Here is a 22,956-nt window from a genome sequence, read left to right as displayed (position 1 = left end):
GAACGGTAGAACGGCACCTGAGCAGGAGCCGCCATCCTGGCACGCCGCCGGGGCAGCGATAATCCCTTGTCGAGGCACAGGACTTGTGACTATAAGGAACAGATGGATACTGTCAGCGAACTTTCCGTCTTCCATGCCGTCATCGACGCCGGCACTTTTTCAGGGGCCGCCCGCCAGTTGGGCGTCACCCACTCGGCCGTAAGCAAGCGCATCAGCCGGCTGGAACAGCGGCTGGGTGTCCCCCTGATCCTGCGCTCTACGCGACAGATGAGCCTGACCGCAGCAGGAGAGACCTTCGCCAGCGAGACCCGGGGGCTGCTGGAGCGGCTTTCCCAGGTGGAACAGGGTATCGCCGAAGGCCGCAGCGAGCTGCGCGGGCGTATTCGCCTCACGTCGCCCACAGCGCTGGGCAAGCAGCGGTTGATGCCGCTGCTGCTGGCGTTCATGGAGCGCTATCCGGCGGTGGAGATCGACCTGACGTTGACCGACGCGATGGTCGATCTGGTGCACGAGCGTATGGACCTGGCGATTCGCAGCGCCACGCTTGACGATTCGAGCCTGATCGCTCGGCCCTTGGTGGCGCATCCCCGGCTGATCTGCGCCTCAACTGCCTACCTGGCTCGCCACGGCAGGCCGCTGGCGGAAGATGAGTTGCCCCGGCATGTGGGGCTGTTCCTGCATCAGGGCCGGGGCGCCGTCATGTGGGGAATCAAGGACAGCAGGCTCCCGCAACCCGGGTTTCTTTCCAATTCGCTGGAGACACTGCACGCCGCCTGTCTGCAGGGGAGAGGCATCGCCTGCCTGCCCGCGTACATGGTCGACGAGGATCTTCAGGCGGGCCGGCTTGAACGGCTGCTCGATGACGTCGTCGCCAACGAGCCGACGACGACAGTGTCCATCGTGCGGCCGGCCACGACCCTGCTGCCCAGACGCGTTCGCGTGCTGATCGACTTTCTGGTGGAGCGCTTTGCGTAGACAGAAAGCCATGGATGGCCCCGTTCCTCAGCCGCTCATCGCCTGGGGCAGATAGGTGGCGATGCCCGGGAACAGGCTCATCAGCACGATGGCTACGATCATCAGCAGGAAGAAGGGCAGCGTGGCGCGGGTGATCGACATGATGTCGCGTCCGGTCAGGCCCTGGATCACGAACAGGTTGAAGCCCACCGGCGGGGTGATCTGCGACATCTCGACCACGATGACCAGGTAGATGCCGAACCAGATCAGATCGAAGCCGGCGGTCTCGATCACCGGCATGATGATCGAGGTGACCAGCAGGATCAGCGAGATACCGTCGAGAAAGCAGCCCAGCACCAGCAAGAACAGGGTTAGCACCACCAGCAGCCAGGCCGGTGACAGACCCATGGCGCCGATATTCTCGGCCAGGTCCATGGGCAGCTGGGTGAAGCTCATGGCCGAGGACAGAAACGAGGCCCCGGCGATGATGAAGGCGATCATGCAGGAGGTGCGCACCGCGGCGAACAGGGCGTCTTTGAAGATAGTGCTGTTGAAGTGGCCGTTGGCTCGAGCGATCAGCATCGACAGCACGACCCCCGAGGCGGCGGCCTCGGTAGGCGAGGCAAGCCCGCCGTAGATGCTGCCGAGGATGCCGCCGATCAGTGCCAGCAGCGGCAGCAGTTGCAGGCTTCCTGAGAGTTTCTGGCGCAGCGGCATGTCGCTGTCGCGCTTGCCCACCGCGCCACGACGATTGCCCACCAGCAGCGACCAGCCGATCACGTAGGTCATGAACAGACCTAGCAGCATCAGTCCCGGCCCGACGCCGGCGATGAACAGCCGCGAGATCGACTGTTCGGTGACCACGCCGTAGACGATCATCATGATCGATGGGGGAATCAACAGCCCCAGGGTCGAGGCGCTGGCCAGGGTACCGATGGCCAGGTCGTTGTCGTAGCCGCGCTTTTCAAGCTCCGGCAGGGTCATCTTGCCGACGGTGGCGCAGGTCGCCGCCGAGGAGCCGCAGACCGCGGCAAACAGCCCGCTGCCGATGATGTTGGAATGCAACAGGCGTCCGGGAATACGCCCGAGCCAGGGCGACAGCGCCTGGAACATGTTGTTGGCGAGCCCCGAGCGAAACAGGATCTCGCCCATCCACACGAACATCGGCAGCGCGGTCAGGTCCCAGCCGTAGCTGGCGCCCCAGAAGTCCGAGGCCAGGATCGGGCCGGGCTCCAGCGGAAAGAACAGCGTCAGCACGATAAAGCCGGTGCCGAGCAGGGCGTAGGCGATCCACACGCCGCTGCCGAGCAGTACCGCCAGCGCCAGCAGGGTGACCAGACTGATCGTCAGCATCTCGGCAAGCCCTCCTGGCAAGACAGGCGCTGCAGGCGAACGAGGTTTCTCGGGTCAGTCATGGCTGGGTTCCTCGTCCGGGGCCTCGAAGCGGCGTGGCGCCGTCAGCGCCTGTCTGGCGGTGTAGATCAGCGCTTCGGCCAAGGCCAGGCTCATCAGCGCCATGCCGACCAGCAACGCCAGCTGGGGAATCCAAAGCGGAACGGCGAGCAGTCCCGAGGAGACGTCGTCGAACTCGAGGCTCTCGTGCATCAGTTGCCACAGCGATACGCACAACAGCGCGTTGAGCGCCGAAGCCACCGCCAGGCAGAACAGTTCGGTGAAGGCGCGCACCGCCGCCGGCAGGCGCTGGATCACCAGCGACATGCGGATGTGGGCGTGGTGGCTGAAGGTGTAGGCCATGCCGAGAAAGGTCGCGCCCACCAGCAGGAAGGACGCCAGTTCCGACACCCCGGTGATCTCGAGGCCAAGACGCGCGCCGCCGAACAGCAACAGCAGGGCATCCAGCAGGCGAAACAGCACCTGGATGGTGATCAGGCCGCAGATGGCGACCATGGAGGCGGCCGCACCTAGCCCACCAAGGCGGTAAAGCGGCATCAGGCGAAACTTCATGGGCGATCCTTGGCGTCAGTGGAGCGATACGTTGTCCGTGAGTCGTTGACCGCACCTTCCTTGCACGGCGCCGCGACGTGGCGTGTTGCGAAAGACAGGCCGTGAACGGGACAACGAACGAGCGGCGAGGACACCCCTCACCGCTCGTCCCGAGCGCTATTCGGTATTGGCGCGGTAGTCCTCGATCAGCGCCTTGGCTCGGTCATCGGCGCGGCTCTCCCAGTCCTGGAAGAGCTTGTCACCGGCCTCGGAAAGGGCTCCGGCCACTGCCTCGTTGGGCTCGCCAATGGTGATGCCGTTTTCCTCCAGGGCCTGGGCGCTGCCTTCCATATCGGCCTTGCTGGCCTCCCAGCCGCGCTCTTCGGCCTCGGTCGCCGCTTCCATCAGCGCTTGCTGGGTCGCCTCATCCAGGCGATCGAAGGCCTTCTGATTGACGAAGATGATGTTCTTCGGAATCCACAGGTTGGCGTCGGAGAAGTGGGAGACATAGTCCCAGGCCGCCATCGACTCGCCGGTGGACACCGAGGTGATCATGGCGTCGACCCGGCCGGTGGAGAAGGCGGTGGGGATGTCCGACTCCTCGGTCTCGGTGGGCAGGCCGCCGAGGTTCTCGGTCAGTCGCTGGGTATTGATGTTGGGCGCACGTACTCTGAGCCCCTCGAACTGGGCGGGGTCATTCAACTCGAAGTCGGTGTAGATACCCTGTGACGGCCAGGGCACCGCGTACAGCGGCTTCATGCCCTGCTCGGCGAACAGCTCCTCGATCACCGGCTTGCTCGCCTGCCACAGCTCCCAGGCCTCGTCGTAGCTGCCGGCGAGCCCCGGCAGGGTGTCCAGCTCGAACACCGGCGACTCGTTGGACAGGATCGACATGAAGATCTCGCCGGCCTGAACGGTACCACGGCGCACCGATGGCTTGATCTCGCCGTGGCTGATCAGCGAACCGCCGGAGTGCACGGTGATGTCGAGCTCGCCCTCGGTGGCCTCGCGCACGTCCTCAGCGAACTGCTTGGTGTTCTCGGTGTGGAAGCTGGCATCCCCGTAGGGCGTCGCCAGGTTCCATTCGGCGGCCTGGGCGCTGCTGACCGCAGTGGCGGTGGAGAGTGTGGCCATGGCAACGGCCAGCCCCAGGGAGGAGTATCGAGTCATGATGCCTACCTTGTTGTTGTAGAAACGTGGCAGTGAAAACGACGTGTCGTGATGGAGGTATCAGTCTGACTATGCAGCATCGGGCAGGATGGCGTTGAAGATCAAGCCGCCTTGCCGATGCCGCTGGGCTCTCAGGCCTTCTTGAACAGCTGGCTTTCGCGATCCTTGAACGCCTTGAACTCCAGTGCGTTGCCGGACGGGTCCTTGAAGAACATGGTGGCCTGCTCGCCGGGCTCGCCCTTGAAGCGGATGTAGGGTTCGATCTCGAACTTGACGCCATGGGACTTGAGCTTCTCGGCCAGGGCCTCCCAGGCGTCCATTTCCAGTACCACGCCGAAGTGCGGCACCGGCACACCGTGGCCGTCCACCGGGTTCTTGTGGGCAGCGTCGGCGGCGTCCTTGAGACCGGGGTTCAGGTGGCAGACGAACTGATGGCCGTAGAGGTCGAAGTCGACCCAGGACTCGGAGCTGCGGCCTTCGGGGCAGCCGAGAAAGTTGCCATAGAACTCGCGGGCCTCGTCGATATCACGGACCTGAATGGCAAGATGGAAGGGGTCGCTGACGGCCATGGGGAAACTCCGGAGTAGGTGAAGGGGTATATCACTGATTCTTGGCCGGGGAGGATCGTGGCGTCAATCTTCTTGCCGAATTTGTCGGGAATCGACTCGGGCGTTAGATTCAACTGACAAGAGAATATTGTGTGGCTCCCCGGCAACGCGATCGAAGCATCCGCGAAAGGGCTCGAAGGCAAGTGCTCGGAGCGCGCGCTGGACGCCACGATGGCGACAGAAGACAGCGGAAGACGACAATAACAGGTTCGTTAACCACCTGACGTCCGTTGGCGAAGGTTCACCAAAGGACGTCGACAACAGAGGCTGCCCCCATGCCGATACCCCGACTCAACTGCGACGTTGGCGAGAGCTTTGGTGCCTGGAAGATGGGCCGTGACGCCGACGTGATGCCCTATATCGACTGCGCCAACATCGCCTGCGGCTTCCATGCCGGCGACCCTGACGTGATGCGACGCACCGTAGGCTACGCCGTGGCCAATGAGGTGCTGGTCGGCGCCCACCCCGGCTATCCCGACCTGGTGGGTTTTGGCCGGCGCAGCCTGGCGGTGTCCCCGAGCGAAGCCGAGAACCTGCTGCTCTACCAGATCGGTGCCCTCGACGGCGTCTGTCGTGCCGAGGGCACCAGGGTCGGCTACGTCAAGCCCCACGGCGCGCTCTACAACGACATGGCCACCAATATGGAACTGCTGCGCGCCACCATGCGCGCGGTCAAGGCCTATGACGAGAGCCTGCCGCTGTTGGTGATGTCCACCGCCGACACCGCCGGTGTGAGGGCGCTTGCCGAGGAGGAGGGCGTCAGCCTGTGGTTCGAGGTGTTCGCCGACCGTGCCTATGACGGCGAAGGTCGGCTGGTGTCCCGGCATGAGCCAGACGCGGTGCATCACGATGAGGACACCATCGTCGGCCAGGCGGTGACCCTGGCCCGGGGCGAGGCGCTGACCGCCCGCGACGGCACCAAACTGGTCCTTCCCGCCGATACTCTGTGCGTGCACGGCGACAACGAGAGTTCGGTGGCGGCGGTGCGCGCCATCCGTGAGGCCTTCGACCAGCTGGAGGGGGCATGACGCCGAGCCCACGTCTTGAGACAGTCGCCTTCGACAGCCTGATCGTGCGGCTGTTCGACGCCATCGACGAGTCGCATATGCCCTGGGTGCTGGCGGCGGTGGACGCCATCCGCGAACGGCTGGGCGAGGATGCCCTGGAGGTGGTGCCGTCCTACACCACGGTGCTGGTGCAGCTCGATATCCGCAGACTGTCGCTTGGCGAGGCCCGAGCGCGCCTCGGCGAGGCCCTGACGAACCTTTCGCCCCGGGCGACGGAGGACGGCAGCCTGCACGAGATCCCGGTGTGGTATGACGCAAGCGTCGGCCCTGAGCTTGAGCTGATCGCTCAGCGCGCAGGCATCACCGCCGACCAGGTCATCGAGCGCCACTGCGCCCACGACTACAGCGTGTTCGCGCTGGGATTTGCCCCCGGCTACGGCTTCATGGGGCTGGTCGAGGACGCCCTGGCTACGCCTCGACTCAAGACACCGCGCCAGAAGGTGGCCGCGGGCAGCGTCGGCATCGCCGATCGCCAGACCGCCGTCTATCCCGCGCCGTCGCCTGGCGGCTGGAACCTGATCGGACGCACCGCCACCCGGCTGTTCGATCGCGAGCGCGAGGGTTACACCCTGTTCAAGCCCGGCGATCGCGTGCGCTTTGTGGCCATCGACCGTGCCACCTTCGAGGCGCAGGGTGGCGACACCACTCCCCAACCCCCGGCCGAGGAGAGCGGCGCATGAGTCTCAAGGTGGAACGCGCAGGTCCCCTGGCGCTGGTGGTCGATGGTGGTCGTCAGGGTGTGCGCCATCTGGGCGTGACACAGGGCGGTGCCATGGACTGGGTGGCGCTGGGCTGGGCCAACTGGCTGCTGGGTAACGCCCCGGACGCCCCCGGCATCGAGATCATGGTGGGCGGCCTTGCGCTGGTAGCCGAGGCCGACGTGAGCGTGGCGCTGGCCGGGGCCGACCTGGGCGCGACCCTGGACGGCGAACCCCTGGCTCTGGCGGAGACGGTAACGCTCAAGCGTGGTCAGCGGCTGGTGTTCGAACGGCCGAAAAGTGGTCTGCGCGCCTATCTGGCGCTGCCGGGCGGGATCGAGGCGAGCGCCATCATGGGCAGCGTCACGAGCACCGTGCGTGAAGGGCTCGGTGGCCTCGACGGTTTCGGCAAGCCGCTGGCCCAGGGCGACGTGCTGACGCCAAAGCAGGATCGGCCCTCGGGCGGCGATCGTCGCCTGCCACGGCGGGACGCCGACAAGGGGCAGCGGGACGCTGATCGAGAGCAGGGGGCTCTGGTCACGGCAAGCGACGGGCCAATGGCGCTGTCGCTGGTGCCCGGGGCCCAGATCGCGAGCTTCTCGGGCACCAGCCTGTACCGCGCCTTCAATGACGTCTGGACGCTGGATCAGCGCGCCGATCGCATGGGGATTCGCCTGACCGGGCCGCAGCTTGAGGGCAGCATGAGCGGTATGGTGTCGGAGGGCATTCCGCTGGGGGCGGTGCAGGTACCGCCGGACGGCCAGCCGATCATCCTGATGAACGACCGCCAGACCATCGGCGGCTACCCGCGCCTGGGGGCTCTGACCCCGCTGGCCTGCGCCCGTCTGGCCCAGTGCCTGCCCGGCACCGAGGTGCGCCTGGTGCCGGAGTCGCCGGAGCGTGCCCGCGATGACCATCTGAGGCAGCTTGCGCGTTGGGAGTAGGGGCGGTGGACTGCCCACCAACAAGGCCTTGCTGCGGATTCCGGTGCAGCAGCAGGCGAGGATAGCGGTCGGGCCGAAACGCAAAGCGCCCCGTTCATGGACGGGGCGCTTTTCCTTCATTTGGGTCAGTGGCTAGAAACGATAGCTCAGGGTAGCGCTGACGCTGCGCTCGGCGCCGAAGTAGCAGAATTCGAGCGAGTTGCAGGAGGCCACGTAGTCCTCGTCCAGCAGGTTGCTGACGTTGAGGCGGCCGCTGACGTTGGTCAGCCCCACCTGGCTGAAGTCATAGCCTAGGGTGGCGTCGACGAGGGTGTAGTCCGGGACCGACTTGGTGTTGTCGCGGTCGGCCTGGATATCGGCGTGGTAGCGCACCCCGAGGCCGGTGTTGAGCCCGGCCAGCGGTCCCTTGAGGAAGTCGTAGTAGCCCCACACCGAGGCGATGTGCTTGGGCGAGTAGATGGCGTCGTTGCCTTCCTCGCTGGGGTCATCGCTTTCGGCGTAGGTGATGTCGGTGTAGGCGTAGCCGGCCTGGAGGCTCAGTGCCTCGGTGAGCTGAGTGCGCGCCTCGAGCTCGATTCCCTGGGATTCGATCTCGCCCACGGCACGATACGGGTCGGTGGGCTGCTCCTTGGTGGCCACGTTTTCCTGGGTGATATGGAACAGGGCGATGGAGTACTGGTCCTGGGTACCCAACGGCTGGTACTTGAGCCCGGTTTCCACCTGCTCGCCCTCCATCGGCTCGAGCAGATCGCCGGAGGCATCGACGAAGCTGGTCGGGGTGAAGGCGGTCGAGTAGCTGGCGTAGGGCGAGACGCCGTTGTCGAAGGCGTAGAGCAGGCCAGCGCGGCCGCTGAACTGGGTTTCGTCGAGATCCGAGCTGTCGCCGCTATCGAGGTTGGTGTTCTCGATGTCGACCCAGTCGTAGCGGCCACCCAGGGTCAGGTGCCAGCGATCCCAGCTGATCTGGTCCTGCAGGTAGACGCCGGTCTGGTCGAGTTCGTGCTTCTCGCGGGTGGTCACGACGATATCGCCGATGGGGCCAGCACCGTAGCTCGGGTTGAAGGCGTCGATGTTTGGGAAGGTGCCCCCGGACCAGACCACGTCGTTCTCGCGGGTCTGGTAATCGAACCCGGTCAGCACCCGGTGCTCGAAGCCGCCGGTGGAAAAGTTGGCTTCGAGCTGGTTGTCCACGGTCCAGGCCTCGAGATCCTCGTCGGCGCCGGAGTAGTAGCGGTTGAGCTCGGTGTCGTTGGCCCAGCCGTAGGCGTAGACCTGATCCATCTCGACGTCGGATTCCAGATACTTGAGCTTCTGGCGAGCGGTGATGCCGTTGCCGAAACGGTGCTCCAGCTCATAGCCCAGCAGGGTTTGGTCGCGCTCGAAGTTGTCGTAGTCGTCCTCGCCCTCGAAGAAGGTGTTGTCGATATGCCCGCCGGCATGGCTGGTCACCGTGCCGTCGTAGGGCAGACCGGCGTGATAGCCGCCCTCGGGCTCACGCGAGACGTAGGCGTTGAGGTTGAGGGTGGTGGCGTCGGTGATGTCCCAGGTCAGCGACGGCGCGATGGCGTAGCTTTCTTCTTCGGCTTGATCGAACTGGGTATCCGAGGAGCGGGCGATGCCGGTCAGGCGGAAGGCGGCACGCTGGCCTTCGTCGACGCTGCCGGTGACATCGAAGGCGGCGCGCTGCTGCTCATTGTTGCCGAAGCCGACCTGCACCTCGCCGGTGGGGCTGTCGCTGAACTCAGGGCGCTTGCTGGTCAGCGCGACCAGGCCGCCAGGGGAGGCGCGACCATAGAGCACCGAGGCCGGTCCCTTTACCACCTCGATGCTTTCGAGCATCCAGGGGTCGACCTTCAGCGAGCTGAAGCTGTTGGTGTCGCCCATCAGCTTGAGGCCGTCGAGGAAGGTATTGCTCAGGCTGCCGTCGGAGAAGCCCCGCAGTACCAGATAGTCGTAGCGGTTGGACGACCCGAGCTGGTTGGTATAGACCCCGGGGGTGTAGTCCAGCGCCCGCTGCACCGTCTGGGCACCACGTCGCTCGATCTGCTCGGCGCTGACCGTCGAGGTGGCCTGGGGCGTCTCGAGGAAGGGCGTATCGGTCTTGGTGGCGGCCTGGCCGGTGACCGTCATGGTGCCCAGTTCGGTATCGGCGGAGGTGCCAGCATTGACGGCATTGTCACTGAGGGCGGTCTGGGCCAGTGCGGCGGAGGATACGCTGGCCGCCAGCAGCGCCGGGCCAGCCTTCAAGGCGAAAGGTTTCAGGGCGAAAGGCGTCAGCGCGAAGTGCAGGGTCGAGGTGATACGCATGTTGTCGCTTACCATTGGGAGCAGGGAAAGGCGCCGCGGGGGAGGCACCTGAACAAAGCGGTCATGTTTCGGTAATGCGAATTATTACATTTTGCGAGTGGGCCTGTTTATGCGCGGCGCCAAGAACCTTATGCGTGGTGACAGGACCTGCGCCGATAATGAAACCTCAGTAGACAAGTGCGATCGGCGTAGCGAGTGCTATCGGCGTAGCGAGTGCTAGCTGATGTAGTGGATCCATTCATCGACGAAGCACCGCCCGACGGCTGGGTGCCGTTGCGGTGTACTGTATCCAGTTGAGGTCTCGGGGGGAGAGGTGCCCAGGGGGGCTGGGCGAAGGGCGAAGGTCCTGGAAGCGTCTAGCCAACGTCGCGGGGTGAGACCCCGAAGCGCCGCCGAAAGGCCGTGGAAAAGTTGGAGGCGTGGCTGTAGCCGCTCTCGAAAGCGGCCTGCTGCACGCTGGCGCCCTGGGCCAGCAGCTCGTGGGCCAGGGTCAGTCTGCGTTCTCGCAGGTAGTCGAAGACCGAAACGCCGAACAGGCGCTGGAACTTGGCGCGCAGGCCCGAGGCGCTCATGGACGCCATCGCCGCCAGCTGCTCGAGGCAGTAGGACTCGGCGGGAAAGTCGTGCAGCCGCTGGCGGATCCGCTCCAGCCGCTGGCGCTCCGGCAGGGGCAGGTCACCGCGCTGGCGCGGGCCGGGATGTCGCAGGCCGTGGGCCAGCAGTTGCAGGCCGATGGCCTCCATCAATAGCTGGCGCTGGCCGGGGGAAGGCTGCGGCATGACCGCCTGTTCGAGCATCGGCGCCAGGTAGCCGGGCAGTGGCCAGACGTGCAGATGAGGACGCGGGGCGTCGAGCAGTTCGGTGATGTCCGGGCGCTGGCTCAACGAGGCGATCGCGGCCTGGTCCAGCGACAGGTTCAGGGTGCGCAACCGCTGCCCCTCATCCTGATGCACGCGCAGGGAAACCTGATCGGCGAGCCGGGCGCTCAGTGCGCTGCCGGCGGTGAGCCGCTGCCGCCGTCCCCCGGTGTCGACCACGATGGCGCCTTCCATCACCACGCACACGAACAGCGGCGAGGCCATGGTGGAGCAGGAGTCGTAGGGCTTGAGCACCTCGACATCGGAAAAGGTCAGATGCCAGCCGCTGCGCACCTCTTCCTCGATGACGCGGCCTCTGAGAATTTCCAGGTGGTGGGCCACCGCCGGGAAGCGGGCGCCGTCGAAGCGGTAGTCGATGCCGTGGCGCTGGCCGAATCGCAGAAAGTCCCGCGCGCGGATGACCCGGGTATCACCAAGTCCCGCGGCGGCCCCGGCCAGCGGGCGCGAGCGAGGCTGAGCGCCACTCGACTCGCAGGCCTGCGCGTGGCTTGCAGCGCTCATCTTCAGCTTGCGACCAGGCGGCGGGCGTCGCCGCGGGAGGGGAAGGTCTGCACCACTGCCCCCGTGCTCTGGGGCATCGCTGTGGTCCTGGGCTGCCTGGTCTTATTGCTGGTCGTGCTGCTCGCCCTGGCAACGGCGGCATCGTCCAGCGGGCAGTTGCCGCAGCAGCCGAAGTCCTCGAGTCGATAGCGCAGGCAGCACAGCCGCCGTGTGCGCTGGGTCTCGCCGTGTTCGTCGGGCAGGTAGCGCACCGGCATGAACAGGGGATTGCGCCGGCCATCCGGGTAGACCCGGTGGTCGATCAGGCGCAGCGCCTCGTCGCCGAGCCCAGGTGAGGCCATGGGGTGGTGCACGGCAGCCTTGGCAAAGTACTCGAAGTAGTTGCCGAAGTTGCTCCAGAACACCTTGGGAGAGGCCCCGGAGACGCAGCCCAGCATGTCGACCAGCGGTGCCACATGCCCCTGCAGCAGGCGTTCGAAGCGCTCGAAGGCGTCGAGCGACCCCAGCGGGGTGCCTTCGTGAGGCAGGGCGATGCCAGTCGTCTGGCCGCTGTCGCTGAGATACAGGCCCATCTGATCCAGCGCTACCGGCAGGTCGCGCTCCAGCAGCAGGTTGGAGGCCAGGGTATGGGCGGCCATGGCGCTGAAATGCCACTTGGACCAGAGCGAGGCCACCGCCTTGAGGTCATCGCCCTGGTACTGGGCGGCGAAGCGCTCGAGCAATTCGTCCAGCACGCCAGGTTCGAGCAGACGCTCGGCAGGCATGGCGTCGTCGGGTAGCTCGGCCGCGACGGTGGGTACGGCAAGGTTTTCCAGGGGACCGCAATACAGACGAGGCAGCGCTGATGTCATGGGGTGTCCTGCAGGCCGGAGGCTTGAGGTCATAAGACCAACGGTGCACACCATAAATTAAATGCGAATTGTTATCAAGAATATTGCCGATAGCCGGCGTCGATCGATTGAATGCTGGCGGCCCGCCAGACCTGGCTGGGGCTGGGCCCCTGGTCGATATCCGAGCACATGTCGATCCGTTCAAGCGTGAGGGTATGGCAATGGACGACCAGCTCACCGCTCGCTTCCCCGACCTTGCCTTTGCCTTTGCCATCGCCCTCGCCGGGCTGGCGCCAACGCCAGACCTGACGGCGGTATTGCTGGCCGTTGTCAGCGTCGTTGTCGCTGTCGCTGCCGCTGCTGCTGCCGCCAAGGTGGCCGGGCATCTCTTGCGGGTCCAGGGCGTTGTCCTCGACCAGCGCCAGTTCAGCGCAGGGCAGGGCCGCGTCCGTGGCCAGCCACTGGAGCGCGGCGACCTCGGCGCACTGCTGGGCCGGGGTCAGGTGGGAGGCTCCGCGATAGCCGGGCAGGAAGCGTTGTCCCTGCGCCTCGGCTTGCAGCATGGGCACGGCCTGGCCGGGCTCGATGCGCCCGTACTTGCGTACCGGTGACAGCAGGATGATGCTCGCGGCGAAGCGGCAACCGCCCAGGTGGCTGCTCTCCCAGACGTCGAAGGGCAGGCGATGCTCCTCCACGGCGCGGGCCAGCGCCTTGTAGCTGCGATAGCCGTAGCGCGCGCAGCACTTGTCCTTCTTGCCGTGGGTGCAGCACAGCACCAGGTCGTGGTGCTGTGGTGTGGACGGCCAGCGCTCGAGATCCTCGCCCGCCGCCAGCGCCTCGACGAAGGCCAGCAGCGCACTGCGCTCGAGCTGGAGACGCCGACGCTCCGGCATCAGGATCACCTCGTGGACCTCGGCAGGCTGATCACGACGATGGATCAGATTGACCCGGCGGCCGCTGGCGGCCAGCGCGTCGAGTTGTGCTGCCAGCCCAGGGGGCATGTCGCTGGCGTGGCGCAGGTTGCGCTGCCACCTGGCCCGGGGCCAGCTGATCAAGAGGTTGCGCTCGGCGTGGGCGCCGCTGCCGGGCAGCGGATCCCCTGCTTCGCGAGACAGGTCGGTGCAGAAGACGTGGCTCATGGCCTCGGCCCTGACGTTGTCGAAGGATGCCTTGCCTGAGTGTGCGGCGCCGGCGACTCGTCGGTTGGTCTCTGCTGCTGCGCCTGCGATTCACGGCGCCCCAGCAAAGGTACGCACAGCGGCTTGCCGCTTTCAGGGTCGACCATGACGTGGGCGTCCAGGTCGAAGACGCGCTTCAGGTTGTCGGCGGTGAACACCTCTCGCGGCGCGCCGCTGGTGAGGATGCGACCGTCGCGCATCATCACCAGCTCGTCGGCGTAGGCGGCGGCCAGGTTGAGGTCGTGCAACACCAAAAGCAGGGTGCGCCCCTGGTCGTGGGCCAGTCCCGAGAGCAACTCCAGCAGGTCCACCTGGACCTTGAGGTCAAGAAAGGTGGTGGGCTCATCGAGCAGGATCAGGTCGGTCTGCTGGGCCAGCACCATGGCGATCCAGCAGCGCTGGCGCTGCCCACCGGACAGGGTGTCGACGTGGCGCTCGGCGAACTCGGTGACCCGGGTGTAGGCCATCGCCTGCTTGACCACCTCGGCGTCGTGACGGGCATCGCGTTGCCACAGGCGCTGGTGGGGAAAGCGCCCCATTGCCACCAGCTGGCGCACGCTCAGCCCCTCCGGTGCCGTCGGCCCCTGGGGCAGCAGTCCCAGATGCTGGGCGACCTCGCGGGTGGAGCGACGGTGAATATCCTGACCGTCGAGCAGCACCTGACCACCCTGGGGCTTCAAGGTGCGTGCCAGGGTCTTCAGCAGGGTCGACTTGCCGCTGCCGTTGGGACCGAGCAGCACCGTCAGCTTGCCTGGCGCCACCGCGATATCCACCCCGTCCAGTACCAGCCGTTCCTCGTAGCCGACCTTGAGAGAATGTCCCGCCAACGGGTGGCCGAGCGCGGACGCCGCGGTCGATTCGTCTGACGACACGCCTGACGATGCATCGGACCGGTGTCGGGGGGCCGCGCTGGACGAGGGTGTGGTCGGCAAAGAAGGCTGAGATGAGGTCATGCAAGGCCCGCCTGGGGTGTGTGGCAGCAGCACGGTAAGACAAAAAATTCTCATTTTCAATCCGGCCAGGCCCGTATCGGCGTGGTTTGTCGGCATGGCGCGCGGCGTTTTAGCACAGTGTGTTGTTAGCTTATGCCGAACGAATGGTTCGCATTTCGTAGACAGCGGGAAAGCGATTAATTAGGATAATCGTTCTCATTTGTATGTGAGATGGCAATAAACGACGCAATGCGGCATCGAGGCTTCGGTAAGGTGCGGCCCTTCGGGAAGGTGGCGAATCGCATCGCCACCGCTCGCCGGGAGCGGCAGCACGGGGCAGGGACGACGTCCGAGAGCAACGTCCTGGCGTGAGGGACTCGCCAGACCTCGAGTCAGCGTTTGCGCGATCATTCGATTTAGCAAAAGGAACGATGCACGACATGAAACGTCATGCTCTCTGGCCCACCGTTTCACTGCTTGGCCTGGTGGCCGCACAGCAGGTCGCGGCGCAGACCTCCGTCGATACCTCTTCCTCGAACGGCGCCCGTGCCGACGAGGCCCCGACCATGGTGGTAACCGCCTCGCGGACCAATACCACCGCGGAAGATTCGCCGCAGACCGTGCGCATCATCAGCGAGGAGGAGATCGCCCAGCAGCTGGACGTGACCACCGACTCCTCCCAGATCCTGAGCAACCTGCTGCCGTCCTATTCGCCCAACCGCCAGAAGATGACCGGCAGCGGCGAGACCCTGAGGGGCCGCACACCGCTGTTTCTGATCGACGGCATCCCCCAGTCGAATCCGCTGCGTCCGACCGGTCGTGAGGCCCACACCATCGATTTCTCCCAGGTGGAGCAGATCGAGGTGATCCAGGGCGCCAACGCCACCAACGGCGTCGGCGCCGCCGGCGGGGTGATCAACATCATCACCAAGCGTCCGGAGCCGGGTTCCTTCAATCAGCATTTCGGCGTGCAGATGACCACCCCGACCAGCGAGCTGGACGAGGACACCCTGAGCTACAAGACCGACTACGGCTTCAGCGGCAACAAGGGCAACGTCGACTACCTGTTTGGTCTGAGCTACGAGGACCAGGGGCTGTACCTGGACGCCAAGGACGACCCGGTCGGTGTCGACAACACCCAGGGCGACCTGATGGACTCGCGCAGCTATGACCTGCTCGGCAAGATTGCCTACTGGATCGACGATGACCAGCGCATCCAGTTCACCCTCAATCACTATGACATCGAAGGTCACAACGACTACGTCAGCGTGACCGGCGATCGCGACGCCGGGATTCCGACCACCTCCGTGCGTGGCACCCCCGAGGGCGACGCCCCCTTCAATGAGGTCTGGACCACTGGGCTTAGCTACGAGAACTACGACCTGGCCGGCATGCACCTTAGCGCCCAGGCCTACTATCAGGACTACGAGGCGTTGTTCGGCGCCACCGACTCCAGCAGCTTCCAGGATCCGTCACTGGCGCCGGTAGGCACCTACTACGACCAGAGCTCGGCCAAGACCGAGAAGTTCGGCACCAAGATCTCGCTGACCAAGGACGACCTGTGGAATGACCGGCTCAAGCTGACCGGTGGCTTCGATACGCTGTTCGACGAGACCGAGCAGTACCTGTATCAGAGCAACCGCACCTACGTGCCGCCCACCGATTACACCGACCTGTCGCCATTCTTCCAGGCCGAACTGCAGCCGATCGACTCGTTGCTGCTGTCCGCCGGGGTGCGTTATGAGTACGCCGAGCTGGATATCGATGACTATCAGACGGTGTGGGCCAACAATGGCGTCGACGTCGAGGGCGGCAATCCCGACTTCGACGAGACGCTCTACAACGTCGGCGCGGTGTGGAAGCCGGTCGATCGCGTCAGCCTGTTCGCCAACTACTCCGAAGGCTTCTCGATCCCTGATGTTGGTCGTGCGCTGCGCGGCATCGATACCCCGGGACAGTCCGTCGACAGCATCGACAACCTGCGTCCCATCGTGACCGAGAACGTCGAGACCGGCGTGCGCTTCGAAGGGGATCGCCTGTCGGCAGAGCTGAGCTACTACGAGTCCACCTCCGACTTCGGCAGCCGCCTGACCGAAGAAGACGGCGTCTTCATCATGAACCGCCAGGAGACCCAGATCACCGGTATCGAGGCCTCGGTGGACTACGCCTTTACCGAGCGCCACTCCGGTCGCCTGGCCTACTCCCACATGACCGGGCTGTATGACAGCGACGACGATGGCGACCTCGATGCCGAACTGTCCGGCCTGGATGTCTCGCCGGATCGTCTGATCGGTAGCTGGTCCGCCAACTGGACCGACAAGGTGTCCACCTTCCTCCAAGCCAACTACTCGTTCGATGAGACCTATGACGAGGACGATCGCGAGTTCGACGGCTATCTGCTGGTGGACGCAGCGGTGGGCTACCAACTGCCTACCGGCAAGCTGAATGTGGGCGTGTCCAACCTGCTCGACGAGGACTACATCACCTACTACTCCCAGAGCGCGCTGGTCAACGACGACCGTTACTTCGCCGGTCGTGGTCGTACCCTGACGGTAGGGTATAGCGTCGACTTCTAAAGGCTGCGTTTGTAAGCACTACGGCTGGAAAGCGCTACTTTTCGTAAGCGCCGCTAGTCGGCTGACCCGGACCGCCGCCAGGACGGCGGCGGTCCACGCGGACGGGCCGTGGTGCCGCTTCGATGACACCAGGCAACGCCTGAGGCTGTTTTCAGGCCATCTGCAGAATCAGTTTCCAGATCAACGACTTCATAACAACGTACGCAATAACAACTACGCCATAACAACAACCCTTCGCCAAGTGACTAGCCAGGAAAGCGCGGTTTCCCCTGACGAAAGGCGTCGATGATTCGACGTCCGGGGAAGCAAAACAAGGAAGGAATCCTTGCGGAGGTTGCACATGCAATTCCCCCCATGTACTCGCACCCCTGGCGAGATCGCTCGGCATGCCTCACAGCATGCCCTGCTCAACGGCATCATCAAGGAAGTGGCTATCCCCCACGACCTGTTGAGCCACCACTGGCCCGCCAACAGGCGTGGCCTGCCAACGAGCCTCCAGGGCCTGCCATTGCAGGTCGCCTGGTCGTCTTCTTTAACCTTGTTCGTGCTGGTCGATCGCCACTCGGCGATGGGCTGCCATCAGGTTGTGTCGCCGCTGTATCTGCGCCGCAGCCTCGATCAGCCCTGGCGGGAGGCCGATACCGACGAGCTGGTATCGGCCCTGCTGGAAGATGGCCCCTGGCGCGAGGCCAGCCCCAACCCCGAGTTCGGCGACCAGGTGCTGCAGAGCCAGGCGGTGATGGCCTCCATCATCGAGGACGCTCGGCGACGCCCCCATGACCCGCTCAAGGACTACGCCGCCAGCGAACAGGGGTTGTGGTTCGGCCATCCCAATCACCCCACTCCCAAGGCCAGGCAGTGGCCGCAAGGCTTGAAGGGGCAGGGCAGGGACTGCTCCCCCGAGTTTGGTCAGGGTACCCGCTTGCACCAGTTCTCGTTTCCGGCGCAAGGGCTACGGATCGCCTGCAATGGCCTGGAGCCCGGTGAGGTGCTCAGCCAGGCCGCCGACCAGAGCGCGGAGCCCGAGGCCGGGCGGGTGGTGCTGGCCATGCACCCGGTCCAGGCCGAGCTGTTTCGCCAGGCGCCGGATGTTGCCGCGCGGATCAACGACGGCAGCATCCGCGACCTGGGCAGAAGCGGCCCGCTGGCGCTGCCCACCGCCTCGATGCGTACCTGGCATGCGCCCGAGCATCCCTGGTTCATCAAGGGCTCGCTCAACGTGCGCATCACCAACTGCGTGCGCAAGAACGCCTGGTACGAGCTCGAAAGCACCCTGGTGATCGATCGCATCATGAGTCGCTTGATCGACAGTGAAGACCCGGCGCTCGAGACCCTCGAGCTGGCTCGGGAGCCCGCCACCCTGCACTGGGCCCCGCAGGACGCTGACGACGATCAGCGCCGCTGGTTCCGCGAGCAGACCGGGGTCATCCTGCGCGAGAACTTCTGTCAGCGCTTCGGCGCCGAGCGCTGCCTGCTGGCGGCGACGGTATTCGCCCGTGACACCGAACTTGAGCCGATGGCGCCATCGTTGGTGGCGCGCGCGAGTTCGCCTGCGTCCGCTGCTGTGAGCGGCGCCCCCGCCGACGATGTGCCCGAACACAGGATCGTCGACTGGTACAAGGCCTATCTGGGTGCCCTGGTCGAGCCGGTGCTGGCGCTGTATTTCCGTCATGGCATCGTGGTCGAGCCGCATCTGCAGAACTGTGTGCTGATCCATGACCAGGGCTGGCCCCGTCGCGTACTGCTGCGCGACTTCGAAGGCGTCAAGCTGACCGAGGATCAGGGCCTTGACTGGCTCGCCGGCGAGACGCTGGATGAGCGCGTGCGCGCGTCGATGACCTACAGTCGCGACAAGGGCTGGAAGCGTATCGCCTACTGCCTGCTGGTCAACCACCTGGCCGAGGCGATCCTGGCGTTGAGCTGGCGCCGCCCAGAGCTGGCCGAGCGTCTGTGGATGGCTACCGGGGAGGAGCTTTCGCGGGTCAGGCAACGGCTCGGAGTCGCCGCGCCCGAGCTCGATGGCCTGCTCGCCGGCGGCGACTTGCCGTGCAAGACCAACCTCAAGCTCAGGCTGATGGCCCGCGCCGATCGTCACGCCGACTATGTGTGGCTGCCCAACCCCTGGCATCAGCTCGCAGGTGAGCGTCTGGAGGTGGCCCATGGCTAGCGTTGCTGCCTCGGGCCGTAAGGAGGCCCAGCGGTTGCCGCCAGCGGTGCGGGAGGCGATCCGTTGCCACCAGGCCGAAGCGCAAGATCCCATCGCCGCCTTCTTCTATGACCTGGAGGCGCTGGCCGCCCGGGCGCGTTCGATCAAGTCCGCGCTGCCCGACGGTGTAGAGCTTTTCTACGCCATCAAGGCCAATAGCGAGGCGCCGGTCCTCGGGACCTTGGCCCCCATCGTGGACGGCTTCGAGCTGTCCTCCGGTGGCGAGATCGGTCGCATGCGCGAGGCGACGAGCACGCTGCCTTGGGTGCTGTCGGGACCGGGCAAACTCGACACGGAGATGGCGTTGGCCATGGACGAGGGCATTGAGGCCTTTCACCTGGAGAGCCTTGGCGAGATCGCGCGCCTTGAGCGACTCGCCGCGGCCAGGGGGCGTCAACAGGCGGTGCTGATCCGCATCAATCCGACCCTGCCCGAGGCGCTGTCGAGTCGTCTGCGCATGGCCGGTATCGCCACCCCCTTCGGCATCGACGAAGCCAGTCTTGGCGAGGCGGTGGCGGCGGTGGACGCCGCTGCCCATCTCACCCTGGTCGGCTTTCATATCCACGCCATGTCCCACCAGACGAGCGTGGCGCGCCACCAGGCGTTGCTGGACGGCTACCTGGCGCGCTGGCCGGAGTGGCGAGCGCTTGCCGCCTCGCCTGCCAGGGTCACCCAGCTCAATGTCGGGGGTGGCATCGGCGTCGACTACATGGCGCCGTTCGAACCCGAGCGGCAATTCGACTGGCAGGCGTTGTGCGCCCATCTGGACGCGCGACTCAAGGCGATGGCTCAGGCCCCGCGGGTGCGCTTCGAGATCGGCCGCTTCCTCAGTGCCTTCTGTGGCTACTACGCCATCGAGGTGCTGGACACCAAGCACAGCCATGGTCAGGGCTTCGTCGTCTGTCGTGGCGGTACCCACCAGTTCCGGCTGCCCGCGGCCCAGGGCCACGACCACCCGGTCATCCACCTGCCGAGCGGGGAGCGCGGCGAAGCGTCGTCCGGCGAGAAGCGACCCTGGACGGTGGTGGGGCAGCTGTGTACGCCCAAGGACGTGCTGGGGCGCGATCGACTGCTTGGCGACGTCGCCCCGGGGGATCTTCTGGTGCTGCCGCTGGCCGGGGCCTACGGCTACAACATCTCCCACGCCGACTTTCTGTGCCACCCAAGGCCGCCGCAGATCTTCATTGGCGCCGACAGGGCGTCATCCGACACCGCACGCTGAGGTTATTCATGTCATCACCTTCCTACGTTGCCGAGCCCGCGACGGGGTCCGCTGACGCCGTCGCTGACGCCGCCGCTGACGCCGCCGCTAACGTCGCCGCACCTCGAGTTGCCTCCTGTGTTGCTCCCAGTGCTGTCCCCGCTGCCGTTCCCTTTGCCCGTTCCGACGACTGGCGTCATCGGTCGCGCATCGAGCGGCGGGTCATCGGCCAATTGCTGCAGACCCTGCTGTACGAAGACGTGCTCGAGTATCGCTGCGAGCACCTGGCCCCGACTGAGGGTGAAGGGCAGGGGCGTGAAACCACCTTCGTCGTCTCCCTGGGAGAGCGCGACTATCGGGTGCGAGGCTGGCTGTGCCACAGCTTCTCGCTGATTCGCCTCGATCATCAGAGTCTGGCTGTTGCGTCGACACAGGCGTCGGCTCGGGCGTCGACAAAGGCGCCGGCTCTGGCCGGACACGATGGCCGGACCCAGTCGCCGTCGCTCTCGGAGTTTCTGGACGACCTGGCGTCCACACTGAGCGCCAGGGCCGAGGGAGACCTTCAAGGGCGGCTGCAGCCGGGGTTCATCAACGAGCTCAAGCAGACCCTGATCAAGGACCTGCAGTCTTCGACAGCAGCGCCCGTCGACGGCCAGAGCGCGCCTCACACGCTCGACGCCGACGCCCTGGAGCAGTACTTCATCGACGCCCACAGCTACCATCCCTGCTACAAGTCTCGGCTTGGTTTCACGCTTGGCGACAACCGTCGCTTCGGTCCCGAGTTCGGCCAGCCGCTGCGGGTGCTGTGGCTGGCGCTGCCGGCGCGGCTGGCGCATCAGGGGGCTGTTCCTGGTCTCGGCGCCCTGGCGACGTTTGCGGCCATGGCCGATGCCGAGCTGGGTGAAGAGGGATCGCCGGCCAGGCAGCGTCTGGCCGAGTGGCTAGGCGAGCGAGGCCTTGCGCGCGAGCAGGCGGTGCTGCTGCCGGTGCACCCCTGGCAGTGGGAAAACGTGCTGGTCGGCGCGCTCTACCCGGAGCTTGCCAGTGGCGAGATCGTCCTGCTCGGCGAGGGCGAGACCCGCTATCGGCCGCAGCAGTCGATTCGTACCCTGGCGCCGCTGGATCACGATCGACGCGCGTCCCCGACGCCCTATCTCAAGCTGGCGCTGGGGATCACCAACACCTCCAGTACCCGCATCCTGGCGCGCCATACCATCACCAACGGCCCCATCATCACCGCCTGGCTCAAGCAGCTTCTGGAGAGCGACGGTGGCGCCGGGGCGGCCAACGTCGTGATCCTCGGCGAGGTGGCCGGGGTTGCCCTGGACGAACGCGCCTTTGGCGGCCTGCGCCATGACGAGGTGTACGGCCAGGCCGGCGCGCTGTGGCGTGAGCACATCGACGGCTTTCTCGCCCCCGGCGAGCAGGCGGTTCCCTTCAACGGCTTGAGCCAGTGTCTGCGCGACCCGGACGGGGCGCCCGCAGAGCCCTTCATCGCCGACTGGATCGCCCGTCACGGGCGTGACGCCTGGACCCGCCAACTGGTGAGGGTGGCGACACTGCCGATCATCCACCTGCTGTTCGCCGAAGGGGTGGGGCTTGAGTCCCACGGCCAGAATATCGTGGTGATCCACCGAGACGGCTGGCCAGTGCGAGTCGCGCTCAAGGACTTCCACGACGGGGTACGCTACTGCCCGTCGGCGCTGGCCCGCCCGCAGCTGGCCCCCAGCCTGGAACCGCTGCCGGCGGCCCACGCCGCGCGCAACCGTAACTCCTTTATCGTCACCGACGACCTGGCGGCGGTGCGCGACTACTCCTGCGACGCCTTCTTCTTTATTGCCCTGGCCGAGATGGCGATCTTCCTCGAGCGTCACTTCGGACTCACCGAGGGCTCCTTCTGGGCCATGGTCGCCGATGTCATCACCGCCTACCAGGACGCCCATCCAGAGCACGCCGAGCGCTATCGCCAGTTCGACGTCTTCGTCCCCGAGTGGGAAGTGGAAGCACTGACCCGCCGGCGGCTGTTCGGCGACGAGATGCCTCAGATCAAGCGGGTGCCCAATCCCCTGGCCTTGCATGCACCGGTGCAGCGCCCTGCGTCTGTGACCACGGGGAAGGCTGCAGCGATACAGGAGCGTACCCCATGCTGAGAACCAATCGCCTGAAACGTGCGCTAATCGAGCAGCGCGAGATCTACGGAGTGCTGGCGTCGTTGCCCACGGCGGCGTCGATCGAGCTGATCGCCGAAGCCGGCTTCGACTTCGTGGTGATCGACACCGAGCACGTGCTGATCAACCCGGAAACCGTCGAGCACATGATCCGCACCGCCGAGAGCTACGGACTGACGCCGTTGGTGCGGGTCGCCGACGACAACCCCAAGACCCTGCTGCGCCTGCTCGACGGCGGCGCCCAGGGCATCGTGTTGCCGAGCGTCGAAGACCCCGAGCGACTGGCCGCCGCGGTGGGTGCCTGCAAGTACGCGCCCCAGGGCACGCGCAGCCTCAACGCCGGGCGCCCCGGCGCCTTCGGCAAGCACTCCCTGGCCGAATACGTTCAAAAGGCCAACGACGAGATCCTGGTCGTCGCCATGATCGAGAGCCGGGCCGGCGTCGAGCGCATCGACGAGCTGTGCGCCGTCGATGGTCTCGACCTGGTGCTGGAAGGTGCCGCTGATCTGTCCCAGTCCCTGGGCGTGAGCTGGCAGACCACCCATCCCGAGGTGCAAAAGGCGCTTTGCCGGGTACAGCAGCGGGTGGCGGACCACGGCCTTCCCTACGCCGCCTTCCTGCGCCATGCGGACGCCAAGGCCGAGTGGCGCGAGCGCGGTGTGCGTACCTTCCTGCTCGGCGACGAGCGGGGCATCGCCTTTCGCGCCCTGACGAGCGCCTTGAAGGAGGCACGCGCATGAGGTGCCTGTCGTTTGCTTCCGGTGCCCCTGTTGCCCGAACCCCCACTGTCCTGA

18 protein-coding genes are annotated in these 22,956 nt (G+C 65.7%); 9 read left to right on the top strand and 9 right to left on the bottom strand.

Going from position 1 to position 22,956, the window contains the following annotated elements; all coding sequences use genetic code 11:
* Positions 1–102 precede the first annotated feature (102 nt).
* The gene (locus KUV74_RS06350) at positions 103–975 is read left to right on the top strand and encodes a LysR family transcriptional regulator (RefSeq protein WP_222515936.1); all 873 of its coding nucleotides are present in this window, start codon (positions 103–105) and stop codon (positions 973–975) included.
* A gap of 27 nt (positions 976–1,002) precedes the next feature.
* Here the strand turns inward: KUV74_RS06350 and KUV74_RS06345 are convergent, their stop codons facing one another.
* The 4 genes from KUV74_RS06345 to KUV74_RS06330 form a co-directional block, all read right to left on the bottom strand.
* Entirely contained in the window at positions 1,003–2,307 is a 1,305-nt protein-coding gene (locus KUV74_RS06345) for a TRAP transporter large permease (RefSeq protein WP_222515935.1), read from the bottom strand.
* A 54-nt stretch (positions 2,308–2,361) separates the two neighbouring features.
* Positions 2,362–2,919, bottom strand: a complete 558-nt coding sequence (locus KUV74_RS06340; RefSeq protein ID WP_222515934.1) for a TRAP transporter small permease — start codon at positions 2,917–2,919, stop codon at positions 2,362–2,364.
* A 156-nt stretch (positions 2,920–3,075) separates the two neighbouring features.
* Complete coding sequence (locus tag KUV74_RS06335) at positions 3,076–4,032, bottom strand: TRAP transporter substrate-binding protein (protein ID WP_222516127.1); 957 nt, start codon at positions 4,030–4,032, stop codon at positions 3,076–3,078.
* A gap of 167 nt (positions 4,033–4,199) precedes the next feature.
* A complete protein-coding gene (locus KUV74_RS06330) occupies positions 4,200–4,637 on the bottom strand; it encodes a VOC family protein (RefSeq protein ID WP_045992313.1) in 438 nt (145 codons plus the stop codon).
* A gap of 314 nt (positions 4,638–4,951) precedes the next feature.
* Here KUV74_RS06330 and KUV74_RS06325 point away from each other — a divergent pair, with 314 nt between their 5' ends.
* Genes KUV74_RS06325 through KUV74_RS06315 form a run of 3 tightly spaced genes read left to right on the top strand, consistent with a single transcriptional unit; the run spans position 4,952 to position 7,385 of the window.
* Positions 4,952–5,704, top strand: coding sequence for a 5-oxoprolinase subunit PxpA (locus tag KUV74_RS06325; protein ID WP_222515933.1), 753 nt, complete (start codon positions 4,952–4,954; stop codon positions 5,702–5,704).
* Positions 5,701–6,423, top strand: coding sequence for a 5-oxoprolinase subunit PxpB (pxpB, locus tag KUV74_RS06320; protein ID WP_222515932.1), 723 nt, complete (start codon positions 5,701–5,703; stop codon positions 6,421–6,423). Before KUV74_RS06325 ends, pxpB begins: the two co-directional genes overlap by 4 nt.
* Positions 6,420–7,385, top strand: a complete 966-nt coding sequence (locus KUV74_RS06315; RefSeq protein WP_222515931.1) for a biotin-dependent carboxyltransferase family protein — start codon at positions 6,420–6,422, stop codon at positions 7,383–7,385. Before pxpB ends, KUV74_RS06315 begins: the two co-directional genes overlap by 4 nt.
* A 132-nt stretch (positions 7,386–7,517) precedes the next feature.
* Here the strand turns inward: KUV74_RS06315 and KUV74_RS06310 are convergent, their stop codons facing one another.
* The 5 genes from KUV74_RS06310 to KUV74_RS06290 all read right to left on the bottom strand — a co-directional run bounded on the left by KUV74_RS06310 (position 7,518) and on the right by KUV74_RS06290 (position 13,951).
* A complete protein-coding gene (locus KUV74_RS06310; RefSeq protein WP_261395211.1) occupies positions 7,518–9,515 on the bottom strand; it encodes a TonB-dependent siderophore receptor in 1,998 nt (665 codons plus the stop codon).
* A gap of 533 nt (positions 9,516–10,048) precedes the next feature.
* Entirely contained in the window at positions 10,049–11,071 is a 1,023-nt protein-coding gene (locus KUV74_RS06305; RefSeq protein ID WP_222515929.1) for a helix-turn-helix transcriptional regulator, read from the bottom strand.
* 2 nt (positions 11,072–11,073) lie between these two features.
* Complete coding sequence (gene fhuF / locus KUV74_RS06300) at positions 11,074–11,922, bottom strand: siderophore-iron reductase FhuF (RefSeq protein ID WP_222515928.1); 849 nt, start codon at positions 11,920–11,922, stop codon at positions 11,074–11,076.
* Positions 11,923–11,996: 74 nt separating this feature from the next.
* Complete coding sequence (locus tag KUV74_RS06295; RefSeq protein ID WP_222515927.1) at positions 11,997–13,040, bottom strand: sucrase ferredoxin; 1,044 nt, start codon at positions 13,038–13,040, stop codon at positions 11,997–11,999.
* Entirely contained in the window at positions 13,037–13,951 is a 915-nt protein-coding gene (locus KUV74_RS06290) for an ABC transporter ATP-binding protein (RefSeq protein ID WP_409996582.1), read from the bottom strand. Before KUV74_RS06290 ends, KUV74_RS06295 begins: the two co-directional genes overlap by 4 nt.
* Positions 13,952–14,451: 500 nt before the next feature.
* On the opposite strand from KUV74_RS06290, the gene KUV74_RS06285 reads away from it, so the two are divergent.
* The 5 genes from KUV74_RS06285 (at position 14,452) to KUV74_RS06265 (ending at position 22,902) form a co-directional block, all read left to right on the top strand.
* Positions 14,452–16,587, top strand: a complete 2,136-nt coding sequence (locus tag KUV74_RS06285; protein ID WP_124803174.1) for a TonB-dependent receptor — start codon at positions 14,452–14,454, stop codon at positions 16,585–16,587.
* 340 nt (positions 16,588–16,927) lie between these two features.
* A complete protein-coding gene (locus KUV74_RS06280; protein WP_222515925.1) occupies positions 16,928–18,754 on the top strand; it encodes an IucA/IucC family protein in 1,827 nt (608 codons plus the stop codon).
* Entirely contained in the window at positions 18,747–20,015 is a 1,269-nt protein-coding gene (locus KUV74_RS06275) for a type III PLP-dependent enzyme (RefSeq protein WP_222515924.1), read from the top strand. The genes KUV74_RS06280 and KUV74_RS06275 overlap by 8 nt, the downstream gene beginning before the upstream one ends.
* An 8-nt stretch (positions 20,016–20,023) precedes the next feature.
* Entirely contained in the window at positions 20,024–22,144 is a 2,121-nt protein-coding gene (locus KUV74_RS06270; RefSeq protein WP_222515923.1) for an IucA/IucC family protein, read from the top strand.
* The gene (locus KUV74_RS06265) at positions 22,138–22,902 is read left to right on the top strand and encodes an HpcH/HpaI aldolase family protein (protein ID WP_222515922.1); all 765 of its coding nucleotides are present in this window, start codon (positions 22,138–22,140) and stop codon (positions 22,900–22,902) included. The genes KUV74_RS06270 and KUV74_RS06265 overlap by 7 nt, the downstream gene beginning before the upstream one ends.
* Positions 22,903–22,956 lie beyond the last annotated feature (54 nt).

It is taken from the genome of Halomonas sp. DP1Y21-3 (assembly GCF_019801245.1).
Taxonomy (GTDB): Bacteria; Pseudomonadota; Gammaproteobacteria; order Pseudomonadales; family Halomonadaceae; genus Halomonas; species Halomonas litopenaei.
Note: the sequence above shows the minus strand (reverse complement) of the source record. Positions and strands in the feature narration are given on the sequence as shown.

Coding starts and splice junctions, on each gene's coding strand:
- KUV74_RS06350 (WP_222515936.1), top strand. CDS start 103: ATGGATACTGTCAGCGAACTTTCCGTCTTCCATGCCGTCATCGACGCC.
- KUV74_RS06345 (WP_222515935.1), bottom strand. CDS start 2,307: ATGCTGACGATCAGTCTGGTCACCCTGCTGGCGCTGGCGGTACTGCTC.
- KUV74_RS06340 (WP_222515934.1), bottom strand. CDS start 2,919: ATGAAGTTTCGCCTGATGCCGCTTTACCGCCTTGGTGGGCTAGGTGCG.
- KUV74_RS06335 (WP_222516127.1), bottom strand. CDS start 4,032: ATGGCCACACTCTCCACCGCCACTGCGGTCAGCAGCGCCCAGGCCGCC.
- KUV74_RS06330 (WP_045992313.1), bottom strand. CDS start 4,637: ATGGCCGTCAGCGACCCCTTCCATCTTGCCATTCAGGTCCGTGATATC.
- KUV74_RS06325 (WP_222515933.1), top strand. CDS start 4,952: ATGCCGATACCCCGACTCAACTGCGACGTTGGCGAGAGCTTTGGTGCC.
- pxpB (WP_222515932.1), top strand. CDS start 5,701: ATGACGCCGAGCCCACGTCTTGAGACAGTCGCCTTCGACAGCCTGATC.
- KUV74_RS06315 (WP_222515931.1), top strand. CDS start 6,420: ATGAGTCTCAAGGTGGAACGCGCAGGTCCCCTGGCGCTGGTGGTCGAT.
- KUV74_RS06310 (WP_261395211.1), bottom strand. CDS start 9,515: ATGACGGTCACCGGCCAGGCCGCCACCAAGACCGATACGCCCTTCCTC.
- KUV74_RS06305 (WP_222515929.1), bottom strand. CDS start 11,071: ATGAGCGCTGCAAGCCACGCGCAGGCCTGCGAGTCGAGTGGCGCTCAG.
- fhuF (WP_222515928.1), bottom strand. CDS start 11,922: ATGACATCAGCGCTGCCTCGTCTGTATTGCGGTCCCCTGGAAAACCTT.
- KUV74_RS06295 (WP_222515927.1), bottom strand. CDS start 13,040: ATGAGCCACGTCTTCTGCACCGACCTGTCTCGCGAAGCAGGGGATCCG.
- KUV74_RS06285 (WP_124803174.1), top strand. CDS start 14,452: ATGAAACGTCATGCTCTCTGGCCCACCGTTTCACTGCTTGGCCTGGTG.
- KUV74_RS06280 (WP_222515925.1), top strand. CDS start 16,928: ATGCAATTCCCCCCATGTACTCGCACCCCTGGCGAGATCGCTCGGCAT.
- KUV74_RS06275 (WP_222515924.1), top strand. CDS start 18,747: ATGGCTAGCGTTGCTGCCTCGGGCCGTAAGGAGGCCCAGCGGTTGCCG.
- KUV74_RS06270 (WP_222515923.1), top strand. CDS start 20,024: ATGTCATCACCTTCCTACGTTGCCGAGCCCGCGACGGGGTCCGCTGAC.
- KUV74_RS06265 (WP_222515922.1), top strand. CDS start 22,138: ATGCTGAGAACCAATCGCCTGAAACGTGCGCTAATCGAGCAGCGCGAG.